The sequence below is a fragment of the Streptomyces sp. NPDC088261 genome, from assembly GCF_044740805.1.
In the GTDB taxonomy this organism is placed as follows: domain Bacteria; phylum Actinomycetota; class Actinomycetes; order Streptomycetales; family Streptomycetaceae; genus Streptomyces.
On record NZ_JBIURL010000023.1, the window covers coordinates 55,167 to 79,461 of the forward strand.

Annotated in this window: 28 protein-coding genes; 22 read left to right on the forward strand and 6 right to left on the reverse strand. The window is 72.4% G+C overall.

What is annotated here, in order from left to right:
• The first annotated feature begins 136 nt into the window (after nt 1-136).
• The 3 genes from ACIODU_RS30820 to ACIODU_RS30830 all read left to right on the forward strand — a co-directional run bounded on the left by ACIODU_RS30820 (nt 137) and on the right by ACIODU_RS30830 (nt 3,971).
• Nucleotides 137-391: a MoaD/ThiS family protein gene (locus ACIODU_RS30820; RefSeq protein ID WP_401771843.1), complete on the forward strand. Its 255-nt coding sequence runs from the start codon at nt 137-139 to the stop codon at nt 389-391.
• A 1,327-nt stretch (nt 392-1,718) separates the two neighbouring features.
• Entirely contained in the window at nt 1,719-2,927 is a 1,209-nt protein-coding gene (locus ACIODU_RS30825; protein WP_401771845.1) for a hypothetical protein, read from the forward strand.
• 291 nt (nt 2,928-3,218) lie between these two features.
• The gene (locus tag ACIODU_RS30830) at nt 3,219-3,971 is read left to right on the forward strand and encodes a DUF2993 domain-containing protein (protein ID WP_401771847.1); all 753 of its coding nucleotides are present in this window, start codon (nt 3,219-3,221) and stop codon (nt 3,969-3,971) included.
• A 9-nt stretch (nt 3,972-3,980) separates the two neighbouring features.
• Here the strand turns inward: ACIODU_RS30830 and ACIODU_RS30835 are convergent, their stop codons facing one another.
• Nucleotides 3,981-4,433, reverse strand: coding sequence for an ATP-binding protein (locus tag ACIODU_RS30835; RefSeq protein ID WP_401771849.1), 453 nt, complete (start codon nt 4,431-4,433; stop codon nt 3,981-3,983).
• Nucleotides 4,434-4,594: 161 nt separating this feature from the next.
• Between ACIODU_RS30835 and ACIODU_RS30840 the strand changes: the two genes are divergently transcribed.
• The 7 genes from ACIODU_RS30840 to ACIODU_RS30870 all read left to right on the forward strand — a co-directional run bounded on the left by ACIODU_RS30840 (nt 4,595) and on the right by ACIODU_RS30870 (nt 7,796).
• Nucleotides 4,595-5,446, forward strand: a complete 852-nt coding sequence (locus tag ACIODU_RS30840; protein ID WP_401771852.1) for a helix-turn-helix domain-containing protein — start codon at nt 4,595-4,597, stop codon at nt 5,444-5,446.
• Nucleotides 5,443-5,643 carry a DUF397 domain-containing protein gene (locus ACIODU_RS30845; protein WP_401771854.1) on the forward strand — a complete coding sequence of 67 codons (201 nt, stop codon included), beginning with the start codon at nt 5,443-5,445 and terminating at the stop codon, nt 5,641-5,643. The genes ACIODU_RS30840 and ACIODU_RS30845 overlap by 4 nt, the downstream gene beginning before the upstream one ends.
• Nucleotides 5,640-5,831, forward strand: a complete 192-nt coding sequence (locus tag ACIODU_RS30850) for a DUF397 domain-containing protein (protein ID WP_401771855.1) — start codon at nt 5,640-5,642, stop codon at nt 5,829-5,831. The genes ACIODU_RS30845 and ACIODU_RS30850 overlap by 4 nt, the downstream gene beginning before the upstream one ends.
• 121 nt (nt 5,832-5,952) lie before the next feature.
• Nucleotides 5,953-6,033, forward strand: a complete 81-nt coding sequence (locus tag ACIODU_RS30855; RefSeq protein ID WP_356429407.1) for a putative leader peptide — start codon at nt 5,953-5,955, stop codon at nt 6,031-6,033.
• 170 nt (nt 6,034-6,203) lie between these two features.
• On the forward strand, nt 6,204-7,043 hold the full coding sequence (locus ACIODU_RS30860; RefSeq protein ID WP_356429282.1) for a sulfurtransferase: 840 nt from the start codon (nt 6,204-6,206) through the stop codon (nt 7,041-7,043).
• 28 nt (nt 7,044-7,071) lie between these two features.
• Nucleotides 7,072-7,359, forward strand: coding sequence for a DUF1416 domain-containing protein (locus ACIODU_RS30865; RefSeq protein WP_161309662.1), 288 nt, complete (start codon nt 7,072-7,074; stop codon nt 7,357-7,359).
• Nucleotides 7,360-7,514: 155 nt separating this feature from the next.
• Nucleotides 7,515-7,796, forward strand: coding sequence for a DUF3099 domain-containing protein (locus tag ACIODU_RS30870; protein ID WP_356429279.1), 282 nt, complete (start codon nt 7,515-7,517; stop codon nt 7,794-7,796).
• A 21-nt stretch (nt 7,797-7,817) separates the two neighbouring features.
• Here ACIODU_RS30870 and ACIODU_RS30875 read toward each other — a convergent pair whose 3' ends face one another.
• The gene (locus ACIODU_RS30875) at nt 7,818-8,216 is read right to left on the reverse strand and encodes a DsrE family protein (protein ID WP_401771859.1); all 399 of its coding nucleotides are present in this window, start codon (nt 8,214-8,216) and stop codon (nt 7,818-7,820) included.
• Nucleotides 8,217-8,324: 108 nt separating this feature from the next.
• On the opposite strand from ACIODU_RS30875, the gene ACIODU_RS30880 reads away from it, so the two are divergent.
• From ACIODU_RS30880 to ACIODU_RS30905, 6 genes are all read left to right on the forward strand, one after another.
• Complete coding sequence (locus ACIODU_RS30880) at nt 8,325-9,098, forward strand: hypothetical protein (protein ID WP_401771861.1); 774 nt, start codon at nt 8,325-8,327, stop codon at nt 9,096-9,098.
• A complete protein-coding gene (locus ACIODU_RS30885) occupies nt 9,095-9,901 on the forward strand; it encodes a hypothetical protein (RefSeq protein ID WP_401771863.1) in 807 nt (268 codons plus the stop codon). Before ACIODU_RS30880 ends, ACIODU_RS30885 begins: the two co-directional genes overlap by 4 nt.
• The gene (locus ACIODU_RS30890) at nt 9,898-10,794 is read left to right on the forward strand and encodes a hypothetical protein (protein ID WP_401771866.1); all 897 of its coding nucleotides are present in this window, start codon (nt 9,898-9,900) and stop codon (nt 10,792-10,794) included. The genes ACIODU_RS30885 and ACIODU_RS30890 overlap by 4 nt, the downstream gene beginning before the upstream one ends.
• A 313-nt stretch (nt 10,795-11,107) precedes the next feature.
• On the forward strand, nt 11,108-11,680 hold the full coding sequence (locus ACIODU_RS30895; protein ID WP_401771868.1) for an FABP family protein: 573 nt from the start codon (nt 11,108-11,110) through the stop codon (nt 11,678-11,680).
• 85 nt (nt 11,681-11,765) lie between these two features.
• The gene (locus ACIODU_RS30900; protein ID WP_356429264.1) at nt 11,766-12,215 is read left to right on the forward strand and encodes a transcriptional repressor; all 450 of its coding nucleotides are present in this window, start codon (nt 11,766-11,768) and stop codon (nt 12,213-12,215) included.
• Between the two features lie 20 nt (nt 12,216-12,235).
• Nucleotides 12,236-13,201, forward strand: a complete 966-nt coding sequence (locus tag ACIODU_RS30905; RefSeq protein ID WP_401771870.1) for a YgfZ/GcvT domain-containing protein — start codon at nt 12,236-12,238, stop codon at nt 13,199-13,201.
• Nucleotides 13,202-13,264: 63 nt separating this feature from the next.
• On the opposite strand, the gene dtd is transcribed toward ACIODU_RS30905, so the two are convergent.
• Nucleotides 13,265-13,702, reverse strand: coding sequence for a D-aminoacyl-tRNA deacylase (gene dtd, locus ACIODU_RS30910; RefSeq protein ID WP_356429258.1), 438 nt, complete (start codon nt 13,700-13,702; stop codon nt 13,265-13,267).
• Between the two features lie 117 nt (nt 13,703-13,819).
• Here dtd and ACIODU_RS30915 point away from each other — a divergent pair, with 117 nt between their 5' ends.
• The 3 genes from ACIODU_RS30915 to ACIODU_RS30925 all read left to right on the forward strand — a co-directional run bounded on the left by ACIODU_RS30915 (nt 13,820) and on the right by ACIODU_RS30925 (nt 17,156).
• Entirely contained in the window at nt 13,820-14,542 is a 723-nt protein-coding gene (locus ACIODU_RS30915) for an ABC transporter substrate-binding protein (protein WP_401771872.1), read from the forward strand.
• A gap of 85 nt (nt 14,543-14,627) precedes the next feature.
• Nucleotides 14,628-15,773 carry an asparaginase gene (locus ACIODU_RS30920; RefSeq protein WP_401771875.1) on the forward strand — a complete coding sequence of 382 codons (1,146 nt, stop codon included), beginning with the start codon at nt 14,628-14,630 and terminating at the stop codon, nt 15,771-15,773.
• A 141-nt stretch (nt 15,774-15,914) separates the two neighbouring features.
• Nucleotides 15,915-17,156, forward strand: a complete 1,242-nt coding sequence (locus ACIODU_RS30925) for a GNAT family N-acetyltransferase (RefSeq protein WP_401771878.1) — start codon at nt 15,915-15,917, stop codon at nt 17,154-17,156.
• Nucleotides 17,157-17,267: 111 nt separating this feature from the next.
• Here the strand turns inward: ACIODU_RS30925 and ACIODU_RS30930 are convergent, their stop codons facing one another.
• Entirely contained in the window at nt 17,268-18,023 is a 756-nt protein-coding gene (locus ACIODU_RS30930) for an ABC transporter permease (RefSeq protein ID WP_401771880.1), read from the reverse strand.
• Nucleotides 18,016-18,999, reverse strand: a complete 984-nt coding sequence (locus tag ACIODU_RS30935) for an ATP-binding cassette domain-containing protein (protein ID WP_401771883.1) — start codon at nt 18,997-18,999, stop codon at nt 18,016-18,018. Before ACIODU_RS30935 ends, ACIODU_RS30930 begins: the two co-directional genes overlap by 8 nt.
• Nucleotides 19,000-19,114: 115 nt before the next feature.
• Between ACIODU_RS30935 and ACIODU_RS30940 the strand changes: the two genes are divergently transcribed.
• The 3 genes from ACIODU_RS30940 to ACIODU_RS30950 all read left to right on the forward strand — a co-directional run bounded on the left by ACIODU_RS30940 (nt 19,115) and on the right by ACIODU_RS30950 (nt 23,509).
• Entirely contained in the window at nt 19,115-19,888 is a 774-nt protein-coding gene (locus ACIODU_RS30940; RefSeq protein ID WP_401771886.1) for a TetR/AcrR family transcriptional regulator C-terminal domain-containing protein, read from the forward strand.
• Nucleotides 19,889-20,743: 855 nt separating this feature from the next.
• Nucleotides 20,744-21,379 carry a TetR/AcrR family transcriptional regulator gene (locus ACIODU_RS30945; protein WP_401771888.1) on the forward strand — a complete coding sequence of 212 codons (636 nt, stop codon included), beginning with the start codon at nt 20,744-20,746 and terminating at the stop codon, nt 21,377-21,379.
• Between the two features lie 33 nt (nt 21,380-21,412).
• A complete protein-coding gene (locus tag ACIODU_RS30950) occupies nt 21,413-23,509 on the forward strand; it encodes a HelD family protein (RefSeq protein WP_401771890.1) in 2,097 nt (698 codons plus the stop codon).
• Nucleotides 23,510-23,557: 48 nt separating this feature from the next.
• Here ACIODU_RS30950 and ACIODU_RS30955 read toward each other — a convergent pair whose 3' ends face one another.
• The gene (locus tag ACIODU_RS30955) at nt 23,558-24,106 is read right to left on the reverse strand and encodes an AAA family ATPase (RefSeq protein WP_401771892.1); all 549 of its coding nucleotides are present in this window, start codon (nt 24,104-24,106) and stop codon (nt 23,558-23,560) included.
• Nucleotides 24,107-24,295 lie beyond the last annotated feature (189 nt).

Here is a 24,295-nt window from a genome sequence, read left to right on the forward strand (position 1 = left end):
TGGTGGGCGGACGGGCACGGAGGGCCGGACGGGCCGGCACACGACCGGCCGGACGGGCCGGCACACGACCGGCCGGACGGGCCGGCACACGACCGGCCGGACGGGCCGGCACACGACCGGGAAGGGAGGACCGTTCATGGCAGCGGGAACGATTCGCTACTGGGCGGCGGCGAAGGCCGCGGCGGGGACGGCGGAGGAGCCGTACACCGCCGACAACCTGGCGGAAGCGCTTGAGGCGGCCCGGCTGAACCACCCGGGCGAGCTGGCCCTGGTGCTCCGGCGGTGCTCGTTCCTGGTGGACGGCGCCCCCGTGGGCACCCGCGGGCATGAGACCGTACGGCTTGCCGAGGGCGGCACGGTCGAGGTGCTCCCGCCGTTCGCAGGAGGGTGAACCGCACAGCATGAGCGACGATCAGCAGAACCCGTACGGACCGGGGTACGACCAGTACGGCCACCCGTACCCACAGGAGCCGCACCGGCCGGGGTACGGGGACCGGGCACCGACGGGGAACTCGTACGGTGCCGGGCTCGGGGACCAGGCGCCGGCGGGCAACTCGTACGGTGCCGGGCTCGGGGACCAGGCGTCGCCGCCGCCTCCGCAGGGCGAGGGCTGGGGGCATGGCCAGGGACAGGGGCATGGCCAGAGCCAGGGCCAGGGCGAGGGCTGGGCCGAACCGCGGCAGGTGGGACCCGCGTCGGCGGAACCGTCGTCGCAGACCTGGCAGGGCCAGACGTGGGACACGCAGTACCAGCCGCACGTACGGCCCCAGCAGCCCGCCGCGGACACGGCGTACCTGCCGCCGCAAGGCGCGTACCCCTTGCCCCCGGAGACCCCGGATACCCCGGAGACCCCGGACATCACAGCGCCGCCCTCGCACGAGCCCCAGGGCCGCCGCCGGCGCCGCCAGGCCCCGGGGCCTGCGACTCCCGCGCAGGGCGCGGAGGGCTACGGCCCCCCGACCCCGGGCGCACACGGAGGCCCCACCGACCCGGGCGCACACCAGGGCCCCACCGGCCCCGGAGCCCACGCGGCCCCCGGCGCCCACCCGGGCCCGAACGCACCGGGCCCGAACGCACACGGCCCGTCGCCGACGCACGGAACCCCCAACGGCTACGTACCGCCTGTGCCGCAGGCGGGCGGCCAGGGGGCATCCGCCGGATACGGGGCGCAAGCGGGTTCTCCCGCGCGGGCAGGGCTTGACGGATACGCGAGGCCGGGGGCCCACGCGGGTCCTGCTGAGCACGCGGGGTCGAACGGACACGGGGTGTCTCCCGGGCGGACGGGCTCTGCCGCGTACCCGGGGCCCGACGGATACGTGGGGCCTGCTGGTTCCAGCGGACGCGGGGTGTCTCCCGGACAGGCGGGGCCTGATGGGCGGACGGGGTCCGGCGCGTATACGGGGCCTGACGGATACGCCGGACCGGAGGCTCACGCGGGGTCTGCCGGTCATGTGGGTTCCGATGGGCGTGGGGTCTCTCCCGGACAGGCGGGGCCTGACGGATACCGAGGGCCTGACGGATACGTCGAGCCTGCGGCTCACGCTGGGTCTGCCGCACCTGCGGGTCCCCACGCCCACGGGGGCTCCGCCGCGCAGACAGGGCCCACGGGGCCCACGGGATCTCCCGCGCACCCGGGGTCCGACGGATACGGGCAGCCCGGGGCCGCCCATACCGGGCCTGCGGCGCATGCCGGGTCTGCGGGTTCCAACGGGCGCGGGGTGTCTCCCGGATACCCGGGGTCCGACGGATACGGGCAGCCCGGGGCTCACGCTCAGCCCGGGGCTCACGCAGGGGCCGGTGGGCACGTGGGGTCCAACGGATATGCCGGGTCCGGGGCACACGCCGAGCCCGCCGGGGGTGCGGGACATCCCGGGGGTGCTGGGTACCCCGGGGGGGCCGCGGCACACACCGGGCCCGCCGGAGCCGCGGGGCTTCCCGGGGGCGCTGGGCAGTCCGGGGGCGCTGGGTACCCCGGGGCCGGGGGCCGTGCCGGGGGCGCTGGGTTCCCCGGGGCCGGGGGGCAACCCGGGGTCGCCGGGTATCCCGCCGCGTCCGCGCGCGCCGCCGCGCCCCCGCAGGGTGGGGCCTTCGACGCGTTCGGGCAGGGCGCGCCCCAGGGCGCTTCCGTCGCCGACGGGTACAGCCCGCCCACCACTATGGGCAACGCCCGCATCACCGACGCCCAGCGCGCCCGCGCCGAGGGGCGGTCGCCCATCATTCCGCCCGGCATGCAGCCCGCAGGGCTCACCGCGGTGCTCGGGCTGCTCCTCGCCGGCGGCGCCGCCCTCGGCCCGTACGCGCTGCTCGTCCCGCTCGTCCTGCTCCAGGCCGTCACCGCCGCCGGATGGTTCCGGCTCAACGGCATGTGGCCGGCCCGGCAGGGCATCGCGCTCGCGTTCCTCGGCGGGCTGGTCTCCGACGTCGTCCTCCTCACCGTCGGCAAGGAGAACGGCCCCGCCGCGATCCTCGGCACGCTCGGCATCTGGGTGCTGCTCACGCTCGTCCTCCAGCTCCGCAGCCACGCGGGCGCCGACGAGCGGATGCAGGGCCTGATGGCCACCGTCGCCTCCGCCGCGCTCGCCATCCTGGCCACCGGACATCTCGCTGCCGTCCCGGACGCCGTCGTCGTCGGCGCGATCGCGGTCGCCGTGGCGACGGTCGCGCGTGCGCTGCCGCTGCCCGGCGTGGTCTCCGTCGTGGTGGCCCTGCTGGCGGCGACCGGCGCCGGCGTCGTGGCGGGCGGGCTGACGGACCTCGGCGCGAAGGGCGCGCTGCTCGGCCTCGGCGCGGGGGTCTGCGCGCTGATCGGCCTGCGCGCGGCGAGTTACGACTACCCGTCGCGCTTCGTCCACATGACGGCAGGCGTCGCCCTCCCCCTCACCGCCGCCGCCCCGGCGGTCTACCTGCTGGGCCGCGCGCTGTCCTGAGCCGGGGGAGGGACCGGGGCACAGGCGGTGGGGGGCCGCCGGCCCGGAGGCGGGGGGCGCGTCGCCCGGCGCCACCGGGCCGGCCCCCCCTCACCCCCACCTGTGCCCCACCTGTGCGCCCGCTGTGTACCGCAGGCCAACTCCCGCCCGCGGACGGCCCCGTCGGGAACCGTCCGCCCCGGCCCCGCGTCGGTCCCTCCGGTGAGAGCGCTTCCGGACGGGGGTTACGCTCACCGTCGTCAGGGGGGCCGGAATCGAACAGAGCACCATCAGGGTGGGGGAAACCGAGCAATGCGCGCACTGCGAATACTGCTGATACTCGTCGTGATCTTCGGAGGGCTGTTCGTCGCCGCGGACCGCGCCGCCGTGTACTTCGCCCAAGGGCAGGTCGCCGACAAACTCCGGACGAGTCAGGGGCTCAGCTCCACCCCCACGGTCTCCATCAAGGGCTTCCCGTTCCTGACCCAGGTCGTCGGCTCCTCGCTCGACGAGGTGGACATCAGCCTCGGCAGTCTCGACGCCACCGCCGACGGCCAGACCGTCAAGGTCACCGACGTCCGCGCGAAGCTCCGGGACGTCGCGTTCGACAGCAGCTTCTCCTCCGCCACCGTCGGCGAGGCCGACGGCTCGGCCCGCGTCTCGTACGCCGACCTCGCCAGGACCGCGCCCAAGGGCGCGACCATCGGCTACGCGGGCGCCGAACGCGCCGCCAAGGGCCAGGTCAAGGTCTCGGGCCCGGCGACCGACATCCTGGAGGGCGCGAACATCCCCGTCCCCGACGTCGTGGCCGGCGCGCTCAAGGGGCAGGACATCACCGTCTACTGCACGGCGGCGCTCAAGGGCGGCAACACCGCCACGTTCGAGGCGGTCGACGTCGGCGAACTGCCGATCCCCGGCCTGGACGACCAGATCAAGGGCCTGGTCGACTCGTACGACCTCAAGATCGACGGCCTCCCGACGAGCATCACGCTCGACAAGGTCACCGCCACGGAGGAAGGCCTCCGCTTCTCCGGCACGGGCACGGACGTCGCCCTCACCGGCTGACCCCGACCGTCATCGTCCGGGCCCGAGGCGGTCCGCCAGCGCGCAGACCGCCCACACGGTCTTCCCCGGACCGTTACGGCCACTCGTCCCCCAGCGCACCGCCAGGGCGTCGACCACCCGGAGCCCCCGACCGCCGTCCGCGTCCGGGTCCCACACGCGGAGGCGGGGCAGCGCGTCGTGCGTGTCGGACACCTCTACCCGTACGAGGCCCTCACCGCCGTCGTACGTGAGCCGCAGCGCGAAGTCCCGCCCGGGGACGCGGCCGTGCCGGACGGCGTTGGCGGCCAGTTCGGCGACCACGAGGGCGACGGCGTCGGACGCCTCGGAGCCGTACGGGACGCCCCAGGCGTCCAGCTGATGCGCGGCAAGAACCCGCGCGAGCCGCGCCCCCCGCCGGGTGGCGGAGAACCGCTGCGTGAACGCGCCCACGGACAGGGACGCTTGGGAACGCGGTGCTGTCATGCACCCCAGCGTGCTGGTGAGGCCGCCGCGCCCCCAGGTACGCCACCAGTACAGATCCGCTTGTATCGCCTCACTCGGTGGACTGGGTGGGTGACTCTTCGTAATGATGATGATTCAGGTTGCACGCGCGGCGGTGGCAGGGAGAGCGGGAGGCGGTCGGCATGGTGGACATCAGCGGTGACGGTGGCGGGGCGAGGGGCGAGGCCGAACCGTCCGACAGCCTCAGGACCTTCGGCGCGGTGCTGAAGGCGCTGCGCGCGGAAGCGGGCCTGACCCAGGAGGAGTTCGGACCGCTGGTGCGGTACTCGGCGCCGTACATCGCCAAGATCGAGCAGGGCAAGCGCTACCCGCCGAGGGGTCTGGTCGACCGGGCCGGCGACGTCCTGGGCCCGGTGGCGGGCCGGGTCCTGGAGGCGGCGGGCCGCAGCCTGACGCGCAAGGCGGGGCTGGCCAGCTGGTTCCGGCAGTGGGCCGGGATCGAGGAAGAGGCGGTGTCGCTGTACGCGTACGAGTGCCGGGGGATCCCCGGCCTGTTGCAGCCCGAGTCCTACGTCAGGGAGCTCTTCGAGCGCCGACTGCCGCCGCTGGCGGAGGACGAGATCGAACAGTTGGTTGCCGCGCGACTGGCCAGGCAGCGCCTGCTGACGGAAAGGCCGAACACCGCGTTCAGCTTCATCATCGAACAGGCTCTTCTGGAGAGACGTCTCGGCGGTCCCGAGGTGACCAGGACGGTCATCGATCACCTGCTGGCAGCCGCCCTCCAGCGCAACGTCGAGATACAGCTGATGCCGCTGCGCCAGGAGGATCACATGGGCGTCGACGGACAGATGTACCTGGCCGAAACGCCGGACCATCGTTGGATCGGCTATGTCGAAGGCCACGACAGCAGCACGCTTCTCACGGATCCGAAACTCGTAAGTTCCATGCTCCAGCGCTATGGCAAGATGCGCTCACAGGCCCTGAGCCGCCAGGCCACCGTGAGCCTGCTGGAGCAGATGCGAGGAGCGCTATGAGCGGCACCGAACTGGACTGGTTCAAGAGCAGCTACAGCGGCAGCGGCGGTGACAACTGCGTCGAGGTCGCTGCCCGCGCTGACGCCGTTCTCGTACGTGACTCGAAGGACACCGGGCTCGGCCGTCTCGTTCTCTCGCCCACCGCGTGGGCCGCCTTCACCGCGTACGTGACCGTTCCGCGCGAGGAGGCGCTATGAGTCCCGCCGAACCGGATTGGTTCAAGAGCAGCTACAGCGGCACCGGCGGTGACAACTGCGTCGAGATCGCCGCCCGCGCCGACGCCGTCCACGTCCGCGACTCCAAGGACACCGGGCTCGGCAGTCTCGCCCTGTCGCCCACCGCGTGGACCGCCTTCACCGCCTACGTGACCACCCCGCGGGACTGAACATCCCGTTCTCCCCGGGATTCCTGGGGTCATCGGATTTTGTCTCGCATGGTGGGCGATCGCGTCTCGCCATGTGACACGGCGGTGACATGTCCGGCAGGACGTACCTACGATCGGAACCATGAAGCGACAGGCGGACCTCACGAAGCGGCGGGCAGTAGACCTGTGCCGCGTCTCCGCCATGCTCTGTCGCACCCTCTGAGCGGGCCTTTTCAGTTCAAGGATCTTCCCGCATTTCCCCGGGCCCCCGCGCGCCGTCCAGGGCCCACACGCGCCGTACGCAGGCCTCCCCGCCCCGTGCCCGGAAGCCGCTCCCCGTACCACTGGCACCACTCGCACCATCTCGCCGTAACTGCCCCGGAGGAGAACAGCATGAGCCGCAGTGACGTCCTGGTAGACGCCGACTGGGTCGAGGCCCACATCGACGACCCGAAGGTTGTCATCGTCGAGGTCGACGAGGACACCTCGGCCTACGACAAGAACCACATCAAGAACGCCGTCAAGATCGACTGGAAGTCCGACCTCCAGGACCCGGTCCGCCGCGACTTCGTCGACCAGGAGGGCTTCGAGAAGCTCCTCTCGGCCAAGGGCATCGCGAACGACGACACCGTCATCCTGTACGGCGGCAACAACAACTGGTTCGCGTCCTACGCGTACTGGTACTTCAAGCTGTACGGCCACGACTCCGTCAAGCTCCTCGACGGTGGCCGCAAGAAGTGGGAGCTGGACTCCCGCGACCTGGTCGAGGCCGTGCCGCAGCGCGCCGAGACCTCGTACAAGGCCAAGGCCCAGAACACCGCCATCCGCGCCTTCCGCGACGACGCCGTCGCCGCGATCGGCACGCAGAACCTGGTCGACGTGCGCTCGCCCGACGAGTTCAGCGGCAAGCTGCTCGCCCCCGCGCACCTCCCCCAGGAGCAGTCGCAGCGCCCGGGCCACATCCCGACCGCCCGCAACATCCCGTGGTCGAAGAACGCCAACGACGACGGTACGTTCCGCTCCGACGACGAGCTCAAGGAGCTGTACGCGGCCGAGCAGATCGACCTCTCCAAGGACACCGTCGCGTACTGCCGTATCGGCGAGCGCTCGGCCCTGACGTGGTTCGTGCTGCACGAGCTGCTCGGTGTCGAGAACGTCAAGAACTACGACGGCTCGTGGACCGAGTACGGCTCCCTCGTGGGTGTGCCGATCGAGCTCGGCGCCAACAAGTAATCCGTCCCGACCTGTAAGGACTGAACGTATGTGTGGAGCACAGGCCGGCGGCCCCGACGCCTCGACGATCAAGCCCGGTGAGACCACCATCCAGGGTTCCGTGACCAAGGACGGCCAGCCCGTCACCGGTTACGTACGGCTGCTGGACTCGACCGGCGAGTTCACCGCGGAGGTCCCGACCTCGGCGACCGGACAGTTCCGCTTCTACGCGGCCGAGGGAACGTGGACCGTACGGGCCCTCGTCCCCGGCGGCACGGCGGACCGCACGGTCGTCGCGCAGACGGGTGGCCTCTCGGAGGTCGCGATCGCGGTCTGAGCGACGCGCACGCGCGCAACGGATTTGACCGGCCGGAGGGCCGTGCCCCAGGGGGTTGGACGCCACTGGAAGGGGTGCGGCCCTCCGCGCCGTCCGGGAGCGTCCGACCGGTCCTGACCCGCCCGCCCGGCGCCCTCCGGTCGTACCCTGGAGGTATGTACACGCGACGCCGTCGCGGCTACTTCGTGCTCATGGGCGGATGCCTGATCCTCTTCGTCTCCGCCTGGTCCTTCGTGCGGATCTGGTCGATCCCGGCGGCCATCGGAATGTGTGTGGTGGCCATGGTCATCCCGCCCGTCGCGGCGATCGTCGGCAACAGCCGGAGCCGTGACGACCGCTGGTGGGACGAGCCACCGAAGAACGACGAGCCGAACAAGCCCGACGGGCACGACGACTCGTGGACGGACCTGGGGACGAAGGCGAAGAGGCGCCACTGACGGCGTCGTGATCAACGGCCCTCAGTAGACGAGCGCCTGCACCCCGTCCCCCATGATCTCGCTGACGAACACCTGCGACCCGGCGATCCGTACGCCCTCCAGCACATCCGCCTGCGTGATGTCACGCCGGGCCGCGCACTGCGTGCACAGCGTGATCTCCCCCGCCGACAGGATCGACTCGATCAGATCGGGCAGCGGCGCGGCGTGCGGCAGTTCGAACTCCGCCGCCCGGCCGGGCAGGGCGAACCACGCGGCCTCGCCCGTCAGCCAGAGCGAGACCCGCACCCCACTGGCCACGGCGACCGCCGCCACGGTGAACGCCTGGGAACAGCGCTCGGGCGCGTCCGCCCCCGCCGTCACTTTGATCACAAGGGTTTTCCGCGTCGTCTGTGCGGTCTGTGCCGTTCTCACCGGTTCCATGAGCCGAACTGTAATCTTCCGCCGCACAACCAGGGCGTCCCTTCGCAGGTCAGCTCTGTGCGCGGGTCGATGGAACCCGCACCCGAGGTTGTGTGGGGGGACTTTCTTTTGGAACCGAAGCCACCGCGTCGCCGTGGCCGTACGACTCTGATCGTCGGCGTGGCCGCGCTGCTCGGTGTGGTCGCGGGTACGGCGACCGGATACACGATCCAGGCGGACCGGGCGCCGACCGCGCTCCCGCCGCTCTCGCAGCCGGGCCTGGTGTACCCCGCCAAGGCGCTGCCGGCGGGGACGAAGGTGAAGGCGCTGTCCGCCGAGGAGGACAGCCAGGTGAGGCGGGACGGGGATCTGCGGAAGCTGCTGATCAGCAAGCCGGCGGGGTCGCGCGAGAACGAGGAGAGCCTGATCGAGGACGGCTGGATCCCGCTCTCCGCCTACGCGCTCTACTACGAGAGCGAGGACTACATGTTCGAGCGCCTGCTGGAGGAGGGCTTCCGGCGGGTCGCCGCGAGGGACTGGCAGCAGGGGCAGAACCGCCAGGGCGAGGTCAATCTCATCCAGTTCCGGTCCGGCGCCGACGAAGGCGTCCTCCACCTCCGGGCCAGAAACGACGGAGGCGTCCGAGGCATCGCGCGGGGACAGCTCCTCGACACCGCCTCGAAGCGCGGAGCGGGCAACCCGGGCGACCCGATCAAGGGCAGCGGCAACGGCCGCTACTTCCTCTTCAAGGTGCGGGAGAAGCCCGGCTACCTGCCGTTGTACCGGGCCAGGGCGGTCGCGTACCGGGGCGACATCATGATGGACATCAACCTCTTCGACAGCAAGCCGATCAGCAAGAAGGACATCCGCACGCTGGCCGAGCGGCAGTTGGAGCGCCTGTGAACGACGAAGCGAACCCCGTACCCGTACCTGGGCCCGAGCCCGAGTCCGCCCCTGCCCCCGCCCCCCGTCGGCGCGTGCGGCGCCTCGTCACGGTCGTGCTGCCCGCCGTCCTCGTCTTCGCGGCGGTCGCGGGCGGGATCACGTACACCAGCCGGACCGTGGACTCGGCGGACCGGACCGCGCCCACCACCCTCTGGTCCCACGAGGACAGCGACGACGAGTCGGAGAACAAGGACCCGGCCGTCAGGGCGGGCGAAGGCCGTACGGACACCGTTCTCGGCCGCAAGCTGCTGCCGGTCCCGGTCGGTTACGTCCTCGGTCCCGACGTCGGGGAGTTCGGCAACGACGGCGAGTTCACCGCCAAGCAGGCGACGGCCCTCATGAAGGCCGTCGGGGAGGGTCTGTCCGGCGCCGTGCGCCGTGATTTCGAGAAGGAGATCGACAAGCTGGGCGTCGAGGGGATCGGCGCCCGGTCCTATGCCGCGGAGGAGTCCGACGTCACGGCGGAGATCCTTCTCGTACGGATGTCGAACCGCGCGTTCGTCCACGACTGGTTCACGACCCAGACCGGCCGCCCCGGCACCCGCAAGGGGCCCGCGGTCAAGGGCCACAAGAAGGCAGCCTGCTTCCTCATGCCCAAGAGCGACAAGATCGACCTCGAAGGGATGCAGTGCGTCGCGTACGACGAGGACCTGATGGTCACTGTCGTGGCCAACGGCTCCGAGCCGTTCGACGCGGCAGCCATCGCCGATCTCGTACGGAAGCAGCTCGACCACATCGCATCCCCGGGGACATACGTATGACCGAGCAGATCACGGACAGCCCGGCGGAGACGGCGGCTCCCCTCCCGCCGGCGGAGACGGCCGCACAGCCCGAGACACCGCAGCCCGCGTCCAGCCCGCCCGGCCCGCCCGGCCCGCCCCGCCCGCCCCGCCGTGCCCTCCGCGCCGTCGCGCGCTGGACCGTCGCCGTGCTCGTCTTCGCCGGGCTCGGGGGCGGGATCGCGTACGGCATCAGTGACGCGGAGCGCCAGGACGTACCCGGTCTGGCGACCAAGAGCGACGGGCGCTGGCAGTACCCGAAGCTCTCGCTTCCCGCGCTGCCCGCCGCCGCGCCCCGCCCGTTCAGCGGCAACAACGCGGGCGAGATCCACCACGCCGACCCCCGCGCGCTCCTGCTGCCCGCCCCGGCCGGGGCCGTCGCCGACAAGAGGCTGGCCGGCGGCTGGGTGAGCGAGGAGCGGTTCCTGTCCGAGTACGAACTGGACGACAACGAGCGGTCCGACCTCCTCGTGGCCCTGCGCGACGCCGGCCTCCGGCACATCGCCGCGCGCGGCTGGACCATGCCCGACGGCACCTCCTCCCGGGTCTACCTGCTGACGTTCCCGTCGACGTCGTTCACGGCCGCCTTCCTCGCCGACGAACTCGACCAGGGGCTGGAGGTCGGCGTCCCGCTCAAGGGCAGCCCGGAAACCGTGCTGGACGAGAGCTGGACCCAGGAGGGGGCGGGCCTGGACGCGTCGGTGTACGCGTACGAGGAGACCGAACCGTACGGCTCCGCCCAGACCCGCCAGGCGTACGTCAGGGCCGGGGACACCCTCGCGCTCGTCGTCCACGAGAGGCCGGTGAAGAAGGGCCGCGCCGCCGCCGTGCCCTTCCACCAGACGCTGATCCTCCAGGACCAGCTGCTCAACTGACGGGACCGCCGCTCCCCGCACCCGGCGGCCCGGTCCTCCCCCACCTCGGGGAGAGGACCGGGCGGCCACCCATTAGGCTGGGGCCCGGTCCGTACCGCCCCACCCCTCTCCGAGGAGCACCCCGTGCTTGAGGACGTCTTCACCGCCCTGCTGGTCCTGGTCTGCGTCGGCGTGCTCGCCTTCTCCGTCCTAACCGTGAAGAAGCTGTACCAGGGCCAGCGCTGACGTCCGGATCCCGGACCCGGCCGCAGGCCGCCCCCTACCGCCTCTGTCACCGCCAGTCTCTGCCCTCTACAGATCGCCTGAGCCGCTCATGATCGAGATTCCGTCCGACCTGAACCCGGACCTCGTCCCCCTCGCCTTCCTCCTCGGCCGCTGGGAGGGCGTCGGCGTGTTCGACTTCCCCGGGGACGAGAAGGCCAACTTCGGCCAGGAAGTGACGTTCAGCCACGACGGCAGGGACTTCGTCGAGTACGTCTCGCACACGTGGGCGCTCGACGCCGAGGGCAACAAGCTCCGGCCCATCGAGTCGGAGTCCGGGTTCTGGCGCATCGACAAGGACCGCAAGGTCGAGGTCGTGATGGTCCGCGACCAGGGTGTCGTGGAGATCTGGTACGGCGAGCTGGCCGACCAGAAGCCGCAGATCGACCTGGTGACCGACGCGGTGGCCCGTACCGCCGCCGCCGGCCCGTACAGCGGCGGCAAGCGGCTCTACGGCTATGTGAAGAGCGACCTGATGTGGGTCGGCGAGAAGGCGACGCCCGAGGTGCCGCTGCGGCCGTACATGTCCGCCCACCTCAAGAAGGTCGTCACCCCGGACCAGGTCGCCGCCTGGGCGAAGGACCTCGGAGACCTGCCGGACGACGGCATCGCATTCTTCAAGTAGGTACGGGAAGCGGGTGCGGGCCGCCGGAGTACGGGGCTGTCGGCACACCAGCCACAAGCGCGTCCCGCCCGCCTACACTGGTCGCGTGGTGAGCACCGACTGGAAGAGCGACCTGCGCGAGCGCGGCTACCGGCTGACGCCCCAGCGCCAGCTTGTCCTCGAAGCCGTCGACACCCTGGAGCACGCGACCCCGGACGACATCCTCTGCGAGGTGCGCAGAACCGCCTCCGGCGTCAACATCTCCACCGTCTACCGGACCCTGGAGCTGCTGGAGGAGCTGGGCCTCGTCTCCCACACCCACCTGGGACACGGCGCTCCGACGTACCACCTCGCCGACCGCCACCACCACATCCACATGGTCTGCCGGGACTGTACGAACGTGATCGAGGCGGACGTCGCGATCGCCGCCGACTTCACCAGGAAACTCCGCGAGGACCACGGCTTCTCGACCGACATGAAGCACTTCGCGATCTTCGGGCGCTGCGCCGACTGCGCGGCCGGACTGGGCACCGACGGCGCGGACACGGAGCCGTAGCGAGTCGTACGCTTACCGGTATGAAGAGCCCCTTGCTGTTCCTGCCCGGAGCCGTCGCCGCAGAAGGATCGGACGAAGAGGTCGCCGCCCACTACGGCGACCTGTTCCGAGAACAGCGCGCGCTCGCGGACGGCACCGGACTCGTCGATCTCTCCCACCGCGGGATCGTCACGATCACCGGCGACGACCGGCTGGCCTGGCTGCACCTGCTGCTCACCCAGCACGTCAGCGAGCTGGCCCCGGGGGAGGCGACCGAGGCGCTGGTCCTCTCCGCGAACGGCCACATCGAGCACGCCCTCTACCTCGTGGACGACGGTACGACCACCTGGACGCACGTCGAACCGGGCACGCGCGAGGCGCTCGTCGCGTACCTGGAGTCGATGAAGTTCTTCTACCGGGTCGAGGTCGCGGACCGTACCGACGACATCGCACTCGTCCACCTGCCGGCCGGTTCCATCGCCGAGGTGCCCGAGGGGACGGCCGTACGGGAGACGGTGTACGGCCGGGACCTGTTCCTGCCCCGCGCCGACCTGGAGGCCTACGCGGCCGCGCACGGCCCGCTGGCCGGGATCCTCGCGTACGAGGCCCTGCGCGTCGAGAACCACCGGCCGCGCCTCGGCTTCGAGACCGACCACCGGACGATCCCGCACGAGCTGGGGTGGATCGGCAGTGCCGTACATCTCCAGAAGGGCTGCTACCGCGGCCAGGAGACCGTCGCGCGCGTCCAGAACCTGGGGAAGCCGCCGCGGCGGCTCGTCTTCCTGCACCTGGACGGCAGCGAGGTCCTGCTGCCCGGGCACGGCACCCCGATCCGGCTCGCGGCGGACGGCGCGGAGGGACGGCAGCTGGGCTTCGTCACGACGTCGGCGCGCCACCACGAGCTCGGGCCGATCGCGCTGGCCCTGATCAAGCGCAACGTGCCGGTGGACGCGGAGCTGATGGCGGGGGACACGGCGGCGGCGCAGGAAGCGGTCGTGGAGGTCTGAGCGACCGCGTCTCCGCGCGGCCCCCGCTTCCGCGCTTTTACGCGCTTCTGCGCTTTTACGCCCTCACATCTCCAGCTGCACCGTGAACGGGCCGTGATTCGTCAGCGAGACCCGCATGTCCGCCCCGAACCGGCCCGTCTCCACCGTCGCCCCCAGCTCACGCAGCCGCGCCACCACCTCGTCGACCAGCGGCTCGGCCACCGGCCCGGGCGCGGCGGCGTTCCACGTCGGGCGGCGTCCCTTGCGGGCGTCCCCGTAGAGAGTGAACTGCGAAATCACCAGGAGCGGGGCGTTCACGTCCGAACAGGACTTCTCGCCCTCCAGGATCCGCAGCGACCAGAGCTTGCGGGCGAGTTGTCCCGCCTTCTCCGCCGTGTCCTCATGGGTGACTCCGACCAGCACACACAGGCCCTCACCGATGATCTCGCCCACGGTTTCCGTCCCCGCGTCCGTCACCACGGAGACCTTCGCGCCGTCGACCCTCTGCACCACCGCTCGCATGACGACCAATCTAGCGGGGGCCGAACGGGTGCAGAGTGCCCGCACGTGCAGGTGCATGAGTGGCACCATGCTCGGAGGCGGTGCGCTCGCGCACCGGTCGAGGGATGGGGAGTACGCGTGACGAGTACATCTGGCGCCGGGCAGCCGTCCGGCCCCGTACCGAGGACCCGCACCACCAGCGGTACGGGCAGCGGCCCCGCGGCCAGGGCGGCGGGCGGCCCGGTCAGGGGCGCGGTGCAGGCCGGCGGTCACTCCGGCGGCCAGTCGGGCGGCCACTCCGGCGGGCGGCCCCCCGTCCAGCGGACCGGCGGCGAGGGCGTCCTGCCCGCCCCCCGGCCGTACGACTTCACCGTGCTGCGCCTGCCCGAGCTGCGCGCGCTGCGCCGGGACTCGCAGCGCGACGAGGCCGACCTCAGCTATCTGCGGCGGCTGCTCCAGGGGCGCATCGACATCCTGCGGGCCGAGCTGGCCCGCCGTACCGCGCCCGAGACACCGGTCGTGGACCGCGCGCCCGGGACGTCCGTGGTGGACCGGCTCTCCGAGATCCTCGCGGACGCGCCCTCCCGGCACCGCTCGTCCGCCCGGCATGTGACGCTTTCCACTCCGCGCAGCGAGGAGTACCGGCTGCTGGCGGCGGAGACGCTGGCCGAGGTCGAGCTGTCGGACCTGGAAGCCCGTACGGACGACGAACTGCACACCGCGATGGGGCGGCTGGTCCGCAACGAGCAGCAGATCTCGCGCCGCCGTCACCAGCTCCAGCGCACGGCGGACGACTGCATCGGGGAGATCGCCCGCAGGTACCGTGACGGGGAAGCACAAGTGGACGACCTGCTGACGTAAGACCGATCGGTCGAAGGCTCACGAGGCCGCGTCGGCGGGATCCGCCCCTGTCCGTACCGACCGCACCCGTCACGGAAGGCCGACGATGACGTCTCACACCCCCGCCGTACCCCCGGCGACCGCACCGGGCGCCATACCCGCGGCGGCGGCACCGGGCGCCGTATCCCCGGGCCCCGTATCGCCGGGCGCCGTACCCCCGGCGACAGCACCGGGCGGTACCTCAGTCGTCTTCCCGGCCGTGTCGCCGGGCGTCTCACCGGGCGCCGCCCCCGCCGCCCCCGCCGTCCCTGCGGCGCCGCCCGTCCTCGCGGAGGTCGTACGGTCCGGATTCACCGAGGGGTACCACCGGGGGACGCTGGTGCTGCTCGCGGCGGACGGCAGTGTGGAGTTCGCGCTGGGCGACCCCGGCGCCCCGGTCTTCCCGCGCTCCAGCAACAAGCCGATGCAGGCCGCCGCCGTCCTGCGCGCGGGGCTGGACCTGGCGGGCGAGCGGCTGGCGCTGGCCGCCGCGAGTCATTCGGGCGAGTGGTTCCACCTCGACCTCGTACGGACGATGCTCGCCGAGCACGGGCTGACCGTCACCGATCTGCGGACGCCGCCGGACCTGCCGCTGGACCAGGTGGAAGCAGAAACGTTTCTCGCCGCCGGCGGGGTGCGCGACCGGGTGGCCATGAACTGCTCGGGCAAACACGCGGCGATGCTGGCCGCCTGCGCCCTGAACGGCTGGCCCACCGACACCTACCTGGACCAGGACCATCCGCTCCAGCGGCTCGTCCACACGGTGGTCGAGGAGGTCTCGGGCGAGCGGGTCGCGGCGGTCGGTACGGACGGCTGCGGCGCCCCGCTGATGGCGATCAGCCTCACCGGTCTCGCCCGTTCCTTCCGCCACTTCGTGCTCGCCGCCCCGGGCACGTCGGAGCGTCGGGTGGCGGACGCGATGCGCGCGCACCCCGAGTACGTGGCGGGCACGCGCCGCTCCGACACCTGGCTGATGCGGGAGGTGCCGGGGGCGCTGTCGAAGATGGGCGCGGAGGCGGTCCAGGCGGTGGCGCTGCCGGACGGCCGCGCGCTGGCCTTCAAGATCGACGACGGCGGGATCCGGGCGCTGGGCCCGGTCCTGGCGCGGGCGCTGGAGCTGCTGGGGGTGACGGCGGAGGTACGGGAACGGATCGGGCGGGCGCCGCTGCTGGGCGGGGGCGTGGCGGTGGGGTCGGTGCGGGCGGCGTTCTGACGGGCGCGGTACGGGTCCTGACCTGGGCGGATCAGATCGACGCGCACCCGATTCACATCCACGCGCACCCGATCCGGATCCACATGCACCCGATTCAAAACCGCGTGCACCCGATCGGGTGAACGGCATAGCGTGAGATCCATGAGCCCTGAGGTCCGTACCGTCAGCGAAGCCGAGTTCCCCGACTGGCACCGCGCCCTGAACACCGGATTCCTGCGGCCGCCCGTCTCGGCCGACGACGTGGTGGCGTCGCGGCGGGCCGCCGCCGACCTGACCCGTACGCTGGGCGCCTTCGACGAGGGCCGCTGCGTCGCCACCTTCCGGTCGTTCCCGCAGGAGCTGACGGTCGTGGGCGGCGCCACGCTCATGGCCGACGCGATCTCGAACGTGACCGTCTCCCCGACCCACCGCAGGCGGGGGCTCCTCGGCCGGATGATGGGCGCGGACCTGGCGGCGGCGAAGGAGCGCGGCGACGCGGTTGCCACGCTGATCGCGGCGGAGTACCCGATCTACGGGCGGTTCGGCTTCGGTCCCGCCACGTGGATCACCGAGTGGGCGATCGACGTGGCGCGTACCGGACTCGACCCCCGCAGGTCCGGCCCGGACGACGGCGGCCGGATCGACCTGGTCGACCTCGCCGACGTACGGAAGATCGGCCCCGAACTCCACGACCGGTTCCGGGTCACCCAGCCGGGCGCGATCGACCGCGACGAGCGCTGGTGGCGCAGGGAGACGGGCCTGGACGCCTGGGTCGTGCCCCAGGTCGAGTCGTTCTACGCGGTGTACCGCTCGGCCGCGGGCGAAGTGGAGGGCCTGGTCAGGTACTCCGCGGACGGCACGTGGGGCGACGCGAAGACGCCGGAGTGCACGGCGTCGGTGCGCGGCCTGATCGCCCTGACGCCGGCGGCGGAGCGGGCGCTCTGGCAGTTCGTCTGCTCCATCGACTGGGTGGCGACGGTGAGGACGGGCCACCGCGGCCCGGACGACCTGGTGACCCGCTTCCTGCCGGACCCGCGCGCGGCGCGGGTCGTCACGCACGCCGACTTTCTGTGGGTACGGATCCTCGACGTCGTACGCGCCCTGGAGGCCCGCACGTACGCGGCGCCCGGCACGCTGGTCCTGGACGTCCAGGACACCGCGAACCTGGCCGCCGGCCGCTTCCGCCTGGACGCCTCCCCGGCGGGCGCGACGTGCGCGCCGACCACGGAGTCTGCGGATGTGGTGCTGGACGTAAGGGAGTTGGGCGCGCTGTACCTGGGCGACGAGTCGGCGACGACGCTGGCGGCGCTGGGCGCCCTGACGGAGGAGACGCCGGGCGCGGCGGCCCGCACGGACGTCCTGTTCCACACGGCGCGGCGCCCGTGGTGCCCGGACGTGTTCTGAGTCCGCCCGGGGGTGTCCTCCGGCCCCGGTACGGCGCGCGGCGCCCGGCAGCTGGGCCGTACCACTTCCGCTTCCGGCCCCGGACTGCTCCACCCCCCGCCCCCGGACCGCTCACGCCGTCCGGGCCCTGAACAGCACCCCCGACAGACCCGTCGCCACCGCCAGGATGCCCCCGCACCAGGCCAGGGCCGTCCACGGCGCCGAGCCGACCGGCTGGTTCAGCAGGAGGCCTCGCAGGGACTCGATCACCGACGTGACCGGCTGGTGGTCGGCGAAGGCGTGGAGCCAGGTGGGCATGGTGTCGATCGGGACGAACGCGCTGCTCGGGTAGGGCAGGAACATCATGAAGAAGGTGAAGCCGCCCGCCGCCTCGGGGGTCTTGGCGAGCAGGCCCGCCACCGCGGAGAGCCAGGAGACCGCCACGACGAACGCGAGCAGGAGGCCGGCCGCCGCGAAGGCGCCCGGCAGGGTCGCGGAGGGGCGGAAGCCGATCAGGAAGGCGACGCCGAGGACGAGGGTGGTCGAGACGAGGTTGCGGAGCGTGCTCGCCGCGACGTGGCCCGCGAGCATCGGGACGCCGCCGACGTCGAGGGAGCGGAGGCGGTCGACGATCCCGCCCTTCATGTCCTCGCTCACGCCGACCGCGGTGGTGGCGGAGCCGAATCCCGCGCAGAGCAGCAGGACGCCGGGGACGACGTAGGTCACGTACCGCGTCCCGGTGTCGATGGCTCCGCCGAAGAAGTAGACGAAGATCAGCATCAGCATGACGGGGAGCATCAGCGAGGTGATGACGGCGTCGGTGTTGCGTCTGCTGAGGCGGACGACGCGGCCGGCCATCACGGCGGACTGGGTCAGCGTGTCAGACATGGGCGGCCCTCTCGGCGGGGCGCGGGGCCCGGGTCCGGCCGGTGAGGGTGAGGAAGACGTCGTCGAGGGTGGCGCCGCGGACGGTGAAGCGCGCCACCTCCGTACGGTCGGGGTCGATCTCGTCGAGCAGCCGGCGTACGTGCGCGGCGGTGCCGTCCGTCGGCAGTCCGAGGGTCAGCGCGTCCGGCGCGTGGTGCACGGCCCGGGACGCGAGGCGCAGATACGCCGCCGGACCCGTCAGCACGAGGTCGAGCCGATGTCCGGCGATACGGCTCTTCAGCTCGTCCGCCGTGCCTTCCGCGACCAGCCGCCCGGCGTCCATCACGGCGATCCGGTCCGCCAACAGGTCGGCCTCCTCCAGGTATTGGGTGGTCAGGAAGACCGTCGCGCCCCGGGCCGAGAGGTCACGCACGACCTGCCACAACTCCTGCCTGCTGCGCGGGTCGAGACCGGTGGTGGGCTCGTCCAGGAACACGACCTCGGGCTCGCCGACGAGTCCCGCCGCGAGATCGAGGCGGCGGCGCATCCCTCCTGAGTACGTACGGACGAGGCGGCCGGCCGCGTCGGCGAGGTCGAAGCGGTCGAGCAACTCCCCGGCCCGGCGGCGGGCGGCGGCACGGGAGAGGCCGCTGAGGCGGGCCGTCATCCGGAGGTTCTCCGCGCCGGTCTGCTTCTCGTCCACGGCGGCGAACTGACCGGTGAGGCTGATCGCGCCGCGTACGCGCCGCCGGTCGGCGACCACGTCGTACCCGGCGACCCGCGCGGTGCCGGCGTCGGCCTCGGTGAGCGTGGCGAGGACGCGTACGGCGGTGGTCTTGCCGGCGCCGTTGGGCCCGAGCAGCGCGAAGACGCCGGCGCGGGGGACGCGGAGGTCGATGCCGCGGAGGACGTGGAGGCGGCTTCCCCTCCCCCTTCCGTACGACTTGTGGAGCCCGATGGCCTCCACGGCCGGTTGGTCGTCGTGTCGCTGGCGCATGAGTGCGCTTCCCCCTCTTCTGCGTAACCCTTACGCGTTACTGCGTAAGAATTACGCATTACTAGGATGGGCGTCAAGCGGGAGGGGCGTACCGGCTCTTCGGGAGGCAGGAACCATGACGGACACCGGCGGTGGCACGGGGCTGCCCGCGAGCGTCGAGGCGGCGTGGGGGCTGCGGGAACGCCCCGCGAAGGGCCCGAAGCCGGGCCTCAGCCTGGACCGGATCGTCGACGCGGCGGTCGCGATCGCGGCGGCGGAGGGGCTTGGGGCGGTGTCGATGGGGCGGGTCGCGAAGGAGTTGGGCGCGTCCACGATGTCGCTGTACCGGTACGTGGGCGCGAAGGACGAGCTGTACCTGCTGATGCAGGAGGACGCGATGGGCCCGCCGCCCGCGGCGCCGCCGCCGGGGACGGGGTGGCGCGAGGCGCTCTCGCTGTGGGCGTGGGCGCAGCGGGAGGTGTTCCACCGGAACCTGTGGGCCCTCCGCATCCCGCGCTCGGGCCCGCCGGCGACGCCGAACATGGTGGCGTGGTGGGAGCGGGGCCTGGTGGCGCTGGAGGGGACGGGGCTGGACGAGGGGACGAAGATCGCGGTGATTCTGCTGGTCAGCGGCTACGTACGGAACGAGGCGACGCTGATGGCGGACTTGGGGGCGGCGGTGGAGTCGAGCGGGGTGTCGGCGGAGGAGGTGATGGCCCGCACCGCGCGCACGCTGCGGCGGCTCGCGGATCCGGAGCGGTTTCCTTCGGTGGCGCGGTCGTTGGAGGCGGGGGTGCTGGACGCGGTGGACGAGCCGGACGTGGACTTTTCGTTCGGGCTGCGGTGCGTGCTCGATGGGGTGGCGGGGGTGGTGTCCTCCACCGCCGGACGAGCGTCTGCGCCCCGGTGATGGGCGCGGCTTCCTTCTTTGTCCTCAAGCGCCGGACGGGCTGGGTTTTGGCGTCTGCCCGGTGCGCGGGCGCGGCTTACTGATGTCCTCAATCGCCGGACGGGCTTGATGGTGCGCGCGCGCCCGGTGCCGGGTGCGGGTTACTGATGTCCTCAATCGCCGGACGGGCTTGGTGGTGCCCGCTGCGGGCGGGTTGCGTATGCGCGGCTTGTCGCCGGGGGCCGGTCAGGGGTCGTGTCCTGCACTGCATGTTTTACGTCGCGTGCACCCGGTCGTATTGATTGACGATCGCCATGCGACACAAAACACGCTTTACGTTCCGGACACGACCCCTGCCCGTCCCCCTTCCAGGCCCGCGCCAAAACAACCCCGGCCCACCCCGGGTCTTTAAGCCCGTCCGGCGATTGAGGACATCGGTAACCCGCACCGGTCAACGGGCACCAAGACCCAGCCCGCCCGGACGCACCCCGAGCCCGCCCGGCGTTCGAGGACATAAGTGAGCCGCGCCCGCGTGCCGGGCCACAACCACCCCCGGGGCGGGCGGGGCCGTTCAGTTCACCCTCGGCGTGAGGGGGGTGGGGTCGGAGGAGGTGCGTGTGGCCGGACGTAAAGCGTGTTTTGTGGCGCATGACTACCGTCAAACAAAACAAGGGCTCGCACGCGCCGTAAAACATGCAGTCCGGACATACGTACCTCCGGAGGCCCCGCCCCCCGTCACCACGACAAACCCAGCCCGTCCGGCGATTGAGGACATCAGTAAGCCGCGCCCGCGCCCCGGGCAGTCGCCACAACCAAGCCCGTCCGGCGATTGAGGACAAGGAAGGAGGCGCCGGACACCCGCGTAGCCTCGCGCACATGCGTCACGACCCAGAAACCGGCCTGCGCGAACGCAAGAAGGCGCGCCAGTACCAGGCCCTCTCCGACACCGCCATCACCCTGTTCCTCACCCACGGCTTCGACCGCGTCTCCGTCGCGGAGATCGCCGCCGCCGCCCACGTCTCCAAGCCCACCCTCTTCCGCTACTTCCCCACCAAGGAAGACCTCGCCCTCCACCGCTTCGCCGACCACGAGGACGAGCCCGCCCGCGTCGTGACCGCCCGGGCCGCTGGCGTGAGCCCGCTGCACGCGCTGCGGGGGCACGTGCTCGACGGGCTCGGCCGGCGCGACCCCGTCACCGGGCTCAGTGACCACCCGGAGGTGCTCGCCTTCCACCGGCTGCTGTACGGCACGCCGAGCCTGGTCGCCCGGATGTACGGCTACCAGCAGCGCAGCGAGGCCGCGCTGGCCGCCGCGCTCGGGGGCGGGATCGAGGGCGCCCTCGCGGCGGGGCAGATCGTCGCCGTGCTCCGCGTCCTCGCGCTGGAGAACTGGCGCCGCGTCGCCGCGGGCGAGAGCGCCGACGCCGTGTACCCGGACGCGGTCGCGGCGGCGGAGCTGGCGTTCGGGCGGCTGCGCACCGGGTGGCGGGACGGGCCGGGCGATACTCAGTAAAATATGTTACCGAGTTACGTTATCCTTGGTGGAATGACCGCCCCGGACCCCGACCTCGTCCGCGAACTCGACCGCGAACGGACCTACCACCAGACCTGCCGCACCGCCCTGACCGGCATGGTCGACGACGCGGCCCAGCAGGTCGTCACCGGCGAGAACGCCTTCGCGTCCGGCGCCGACGCCGAAGTGCTCGGGCGCCATCTCCGCAGCCGCGCCAAGGAGTTGCGCCTCGAACCCGACAGCCCGCTCTTCTTCGGCCGCCTCGACTTCGACGGGGCGGCCGGTGACCACAGCCGGCAGAGCTACCACATCGGCCGCCGCCGGATCAGCGAACACCCCTCCGCCCCGCCCCTGGTGGTCGACTGGCGCGCACCCGTCTCGCGCGCCTTCTACCGGGCGAGCGCGAGCGACCCCCAGGGCGTCGCCGTCCGGCGGCGGTTCGGCTGGGCGCCGTGGAGCACGGGGGAGCCGGAGGACCTGACCGGCCTGGAGGACGAGCACCTGGCGGGGCCGCGGGCCGCGGAGGGGGCGGGCCCGGCGACGGGAGGAGCCATCCTCACCGGCGAGATCGAACGCCCCCGCGTCGGCCCCATGCGCGACATCGCGGCCACGATCCAGCCGGAGCAGGACGAGCTGGTACGGTCCGCACTCGCCCGCTCCGTCTGCGTCCAGGGCGCCCCCGGCACCGGAAAGACCGCCGTGGGCCTGCACCGGGCCGCGTACCTGCTCTACACCTACCCGCAGCGCATCCAGCGCGCCGGGCTGCTGATCCTCGGCCCCAACCGCGCGTTCCTCGCGTACATCTCCGAAGTGCTGCCCGCCCTGGGCGAGATCGGCGTCCGGCAGTCGACCGTCCGCGACGAGATCGCGCGCCATCCGGTGCGTACGGAGGACTCGGACGCGGCGGCCGCCGTCAAGCACGACGCCCGCATGGCGGAGGTGCTGCACCGGGCGCTGTACGGGAGGGTGTCGGCGCCCGCCGAACTGCTCACCGTGCCGGACGGCTCGTACCAATGGCGGCTCGGGGTGCAGGAGTTGGCGGAGATCGTCGACACGGTACGGGCCGAGGCCCCGCCGTACGCGACCGGCCGGGAGCGGGTCCGCAGCCGGGCGGTCCGGGCCCTCCAGCTCCAGGCGGAACGCCGGGCGGGGCCGCAGTCCGCGCTGTGGGCGCGGAAGTTGAGCACGTCGCGGGGCGTCACCGCCTATCTGGACCGGGTCTGGCCGAAGGCGACCCCGGAGGAGGTGCTGGCGGTGCTGCTCGCGGACCCGGAGGCGGTGGGCGGGCCGTGCGACGGCGTCCTCGACCCGGCCGAGCGCCGGGCCATCCACCGTCCCCGCCGGGGTGTGCCGACCGCGCGGACGGCCAGGACGCTGCCCTGGTCGGCGGCCGACCTCGTCCTGCTGGACGAACTCGCGGGCCTGATCGAGCGTCCCGAGGGTTACGGCCATGTGGTCGTCGACGAGGCGCAGGACCTGTCCCCGATGGAGTGCCGCGCGATCGCGCGCCGCGCGGAGTTCGGTTCGCTGACGGTGCTGGGCGACCTGGCGCAGGGCACGACGCCGTGGGCGGCGCGTTCGTGGCCCCGGCTCCTCGCGCACCTGGGCCGCCCGGAGGCCGCCGTGGTCCCGCTGACCGTCGGTTTCCGGGTGCCGGGGGCGGTGGTGGAGCTGGCCAACCGGCTGCTGGGGGCGCTGGACGTCGACGTACCGCCGTCGCGATCGCTGCGGTCCGACGGCGAGTTGACGGTCCGTCAGGTCGGCGAGCTGGTGCCCGCCGTGGTCCGTACGGTACGTGCCGCGCTCGCCCACGAGGGGTCGGTGGGCGTCATCGCGGACGGCCCGGAGGCGGACCGGCTCCGTACGGCCCTCGCGTCGGCCGGCGTCGACACGGCCACCGCCGACGAACTCGGCACGACGACGGCCCGGGTGACCGTCCTGCCCGCGAGCGCGGCGAAGGGCCTGGAGTACGACCACGTCGTCCTGGTCGAACCGGCGGCGATCGCCGGCGCGGAGGTGCGCGGACTGCACCGCCTGTACGTGGCGCTGACGCGGGCGGTCTCGCGCCTGGACATCGTCCATCACCTGCCGCTGCCGGGGGAGTTGGGCCGGCCGGCGGACGGACGCTGACAGCCCGCCGTCGGGCGGCCGGTACCGACGCGATCGGGTCGGCGGCCCTCAAACCCCCTTCGGCTGCGGGGTGTTCGCCCGTACGGCGTCCGCGACCGTCCGCGCGACGGCGGCCGGCGGGACACGGGTCGTGTCCAGGATCGTGGCCTCGCGCCGCAGCCAGGGCAGCGCCTCCTCGTACGGCGTGAGGTGGTCGAACCGCCACCGTGCGGCCGACCGGCTCTCGGGCGCGGTGTCCGTGTGGATGCGGGTGGTCAGGGTCTCGCGGTCGGTGTGCAGGACGAAGTGGTGGACGGGAATGCCCTTGGCCGCGAGGCCGGTGCGGATCTCGGCCCAGTACTCCGCCGTGAGGACCGTCTGCGGGACGACGAGGACCCCGCCGACGTAGTCGAGCACCTGCGCGGCGGTCTCCACGACGAGGCCGCGCCACGGCGTCCACTCCTGGAAGTCCGTGCAGGGCACGGAACTCAGGACGTGCCGCAGCATGGAGCCGACCTCCTCGGAGTCGAAGATCCGCGCCTGCGGGAGGAGCCCGGCCAGCTCCTTCGCCGTGGTCGTCTTCCCCGCCCCGAACGTCCCGTTCAGCCAGACAATCATGCCGTCGAGGTTATCCGGCGGGGGGTGGGGCGTTCCGGCGGCCGTGACCGCAGAGGCCCAGGCCAACGACGTCCGGAAACGGGGCCCGGCGGCCGATAAACCGGTTGTGGGTCGCCGTCGCTCTCTGTTGTAATCCCGTCGACAGCGAATCGACCCAGGAGCTGATTATGCGCGGAACGTCGGAGTCCC

Bases quoted from the DNA above. Each gene is read 5' to 3' on its own strand.
- ACIODU_RS30875 (WP_401771859.1), bottom strand. From the start codon at position 8,216: ATGGAACCGGTGAGAACGGCACAGACCGCACAGACGACGCGGAAAACC.
- ACIODU_RS30860 (WP_356429282.1), top strand. From the start codon at position 6,204: ATGAGCCGCAGTGACGTCCTGGTAGACGCCGACTGGGTCGAGGCCCAC.
- ACIODU_RS30840 (WP_401771852.1), top strand. From the start codon at position 4,595: ATGGTGGACATCAGCGGTGACGGTGGCGGGGCGAGGGGCGAGGCCGAA.
- ACIODU_RS30855 (WP_356429407.1), top strand. From the start codon at position 5,953: ATGAAGCGACAGGCGGACCTCACGAAGCGGCGGGCAGTAGACCTGTGC.
- ACIODU_RS30895 (WP_401771868.1), top strand. From the start codon at position 11,108: ATGATCGAGATTCCGTCCGACCTGAACCCGGACCTCGTCCCCCTCGCC.
- ACIODU_RS30830 (WP_401771847.1), top strand. From the start codon at position 3,219: ATGCGCGCACTGCGAATACTGCTGATACTCGTCGTGATCTTCGGAGGG.
- ACIODU_RS30920 (WP_401771875.1), top strand. From the start codon at position 14,628: ATGACGTCTCACACCCCCGCCGTACCCCCGGCGACCGCACCGGGCGCC.
- ACIODU_RS30845 (WP_401771854.1), top strand. From the start codon at position 5,443: ATGAGCGGCACCGAACTGGACTGGTTCAAGAGCAGCTACAGCGGCAGC.
- ACIODU_RS30820 (WP_401771843.1), top strand. From the start codon at position 137: ATGGCAGCGGGAACGATTCGCTACTGGGCGGCGGCGAAGGCCGCGGCG.
- ACIODU_RS30905 (WP_401771870.1), top strand. From the start codon at position 12,236: ATGAAGAGCCCCTTGCTGTTCCTGCCCGGAGCCGTCGCCGCAGAAGGA.
- dtd (WP_356429258.1), bottom strand. From the start codon at position 13,702: ATGCGAGCGGTGGTGCAGAGGGTCGACGGCGCGAAGGTCTCCGTGGTG.
- ACIODU_RS30940 (WP_401771886.1), top strand. From the start codon at position 19,115: ATGACGGACACCGGCGGTGGCACGGGGCTGCCCGCGAGCGTCGAGGCG.
- ACIODU_RS30850 (WP_401771855.1), top strand. From the start codon at position 5,640: ATGAGTCCCGCCGAACCGGATTGGTTCAAGAGCAGCTACAGCGGCACC.
- ACIODU_RS30865 (WP_161309662.1), top strand. From the start codon at position 7,072: ATGTGTGGAGCACAGGCCGGCGGCCCCGACGCCTCGACGATCAAGCCC.
- ACIODU_RS30870 (WP_356429279.1), top strand. From the start codon at position 7,515: ATGTACACGCGACGCCGTCGCGGCTACTTCGTGCTCATGGGCGGATGC.
- ACIODU_RS30935 (WP_401771883.1), bottom strand. From the start codon at position 18,999: ATGCGCCAGCGACACGACGACCAACCGGCCGTGGAGGCCATCGGGCTC.
- ACIODU_RS30945 (WP_401771888.1), top strand. From the start codon at position 20,744: ATGCGTCACGACCCAGAAACCGGCCTGCGCGAACGCAAGAAGGCGCGC.
- ACIODU_RS30950 (WP_401771890.1), top strand. From the start codon at position 21,413: ATGACCGCCCCGGACCCCGACCTCGTCCGCGAACTCGACCGCGAACGG.
- ACIODU_RS30835 (WP_401771849.1), bottom strand. From the start codon at position 4,433: ATGACAGCACCGCGTTCCCAAGCGTCCCTGTCCGTGGGCGCGTTCACG.
- ACIODU_RS30930 (WP_401771880.1), bottom strand. From the start codon at position 18,023: ATGTCTGACACGCTGACCCAGTCCGCCGTGATGGCCGGCCGCGTCGTC.
- ACIODU_RS30925 (WP_401771878.1), top strand. From the start codon at position 15,915: ATGAGCCCTGAGGTCCGTACCGTCAGCGAAGCCGAGTTCCCCGACTGG.
- ACIODU_RS30955 (WP_401771892.1), bottom strand. From the start codon at position 24,106: ATGATTGTCTGGCTGAACGGGACGTTCGGGGCGGGGAAGACGACCACG.
- ACIODU_RS30890 (WP_401771866.1), top strand. From the start codon at position 9,898: ATGACCGAGCAGATCACGGACAGCCCGGCGGAGACGGCGGCTCCCCTC.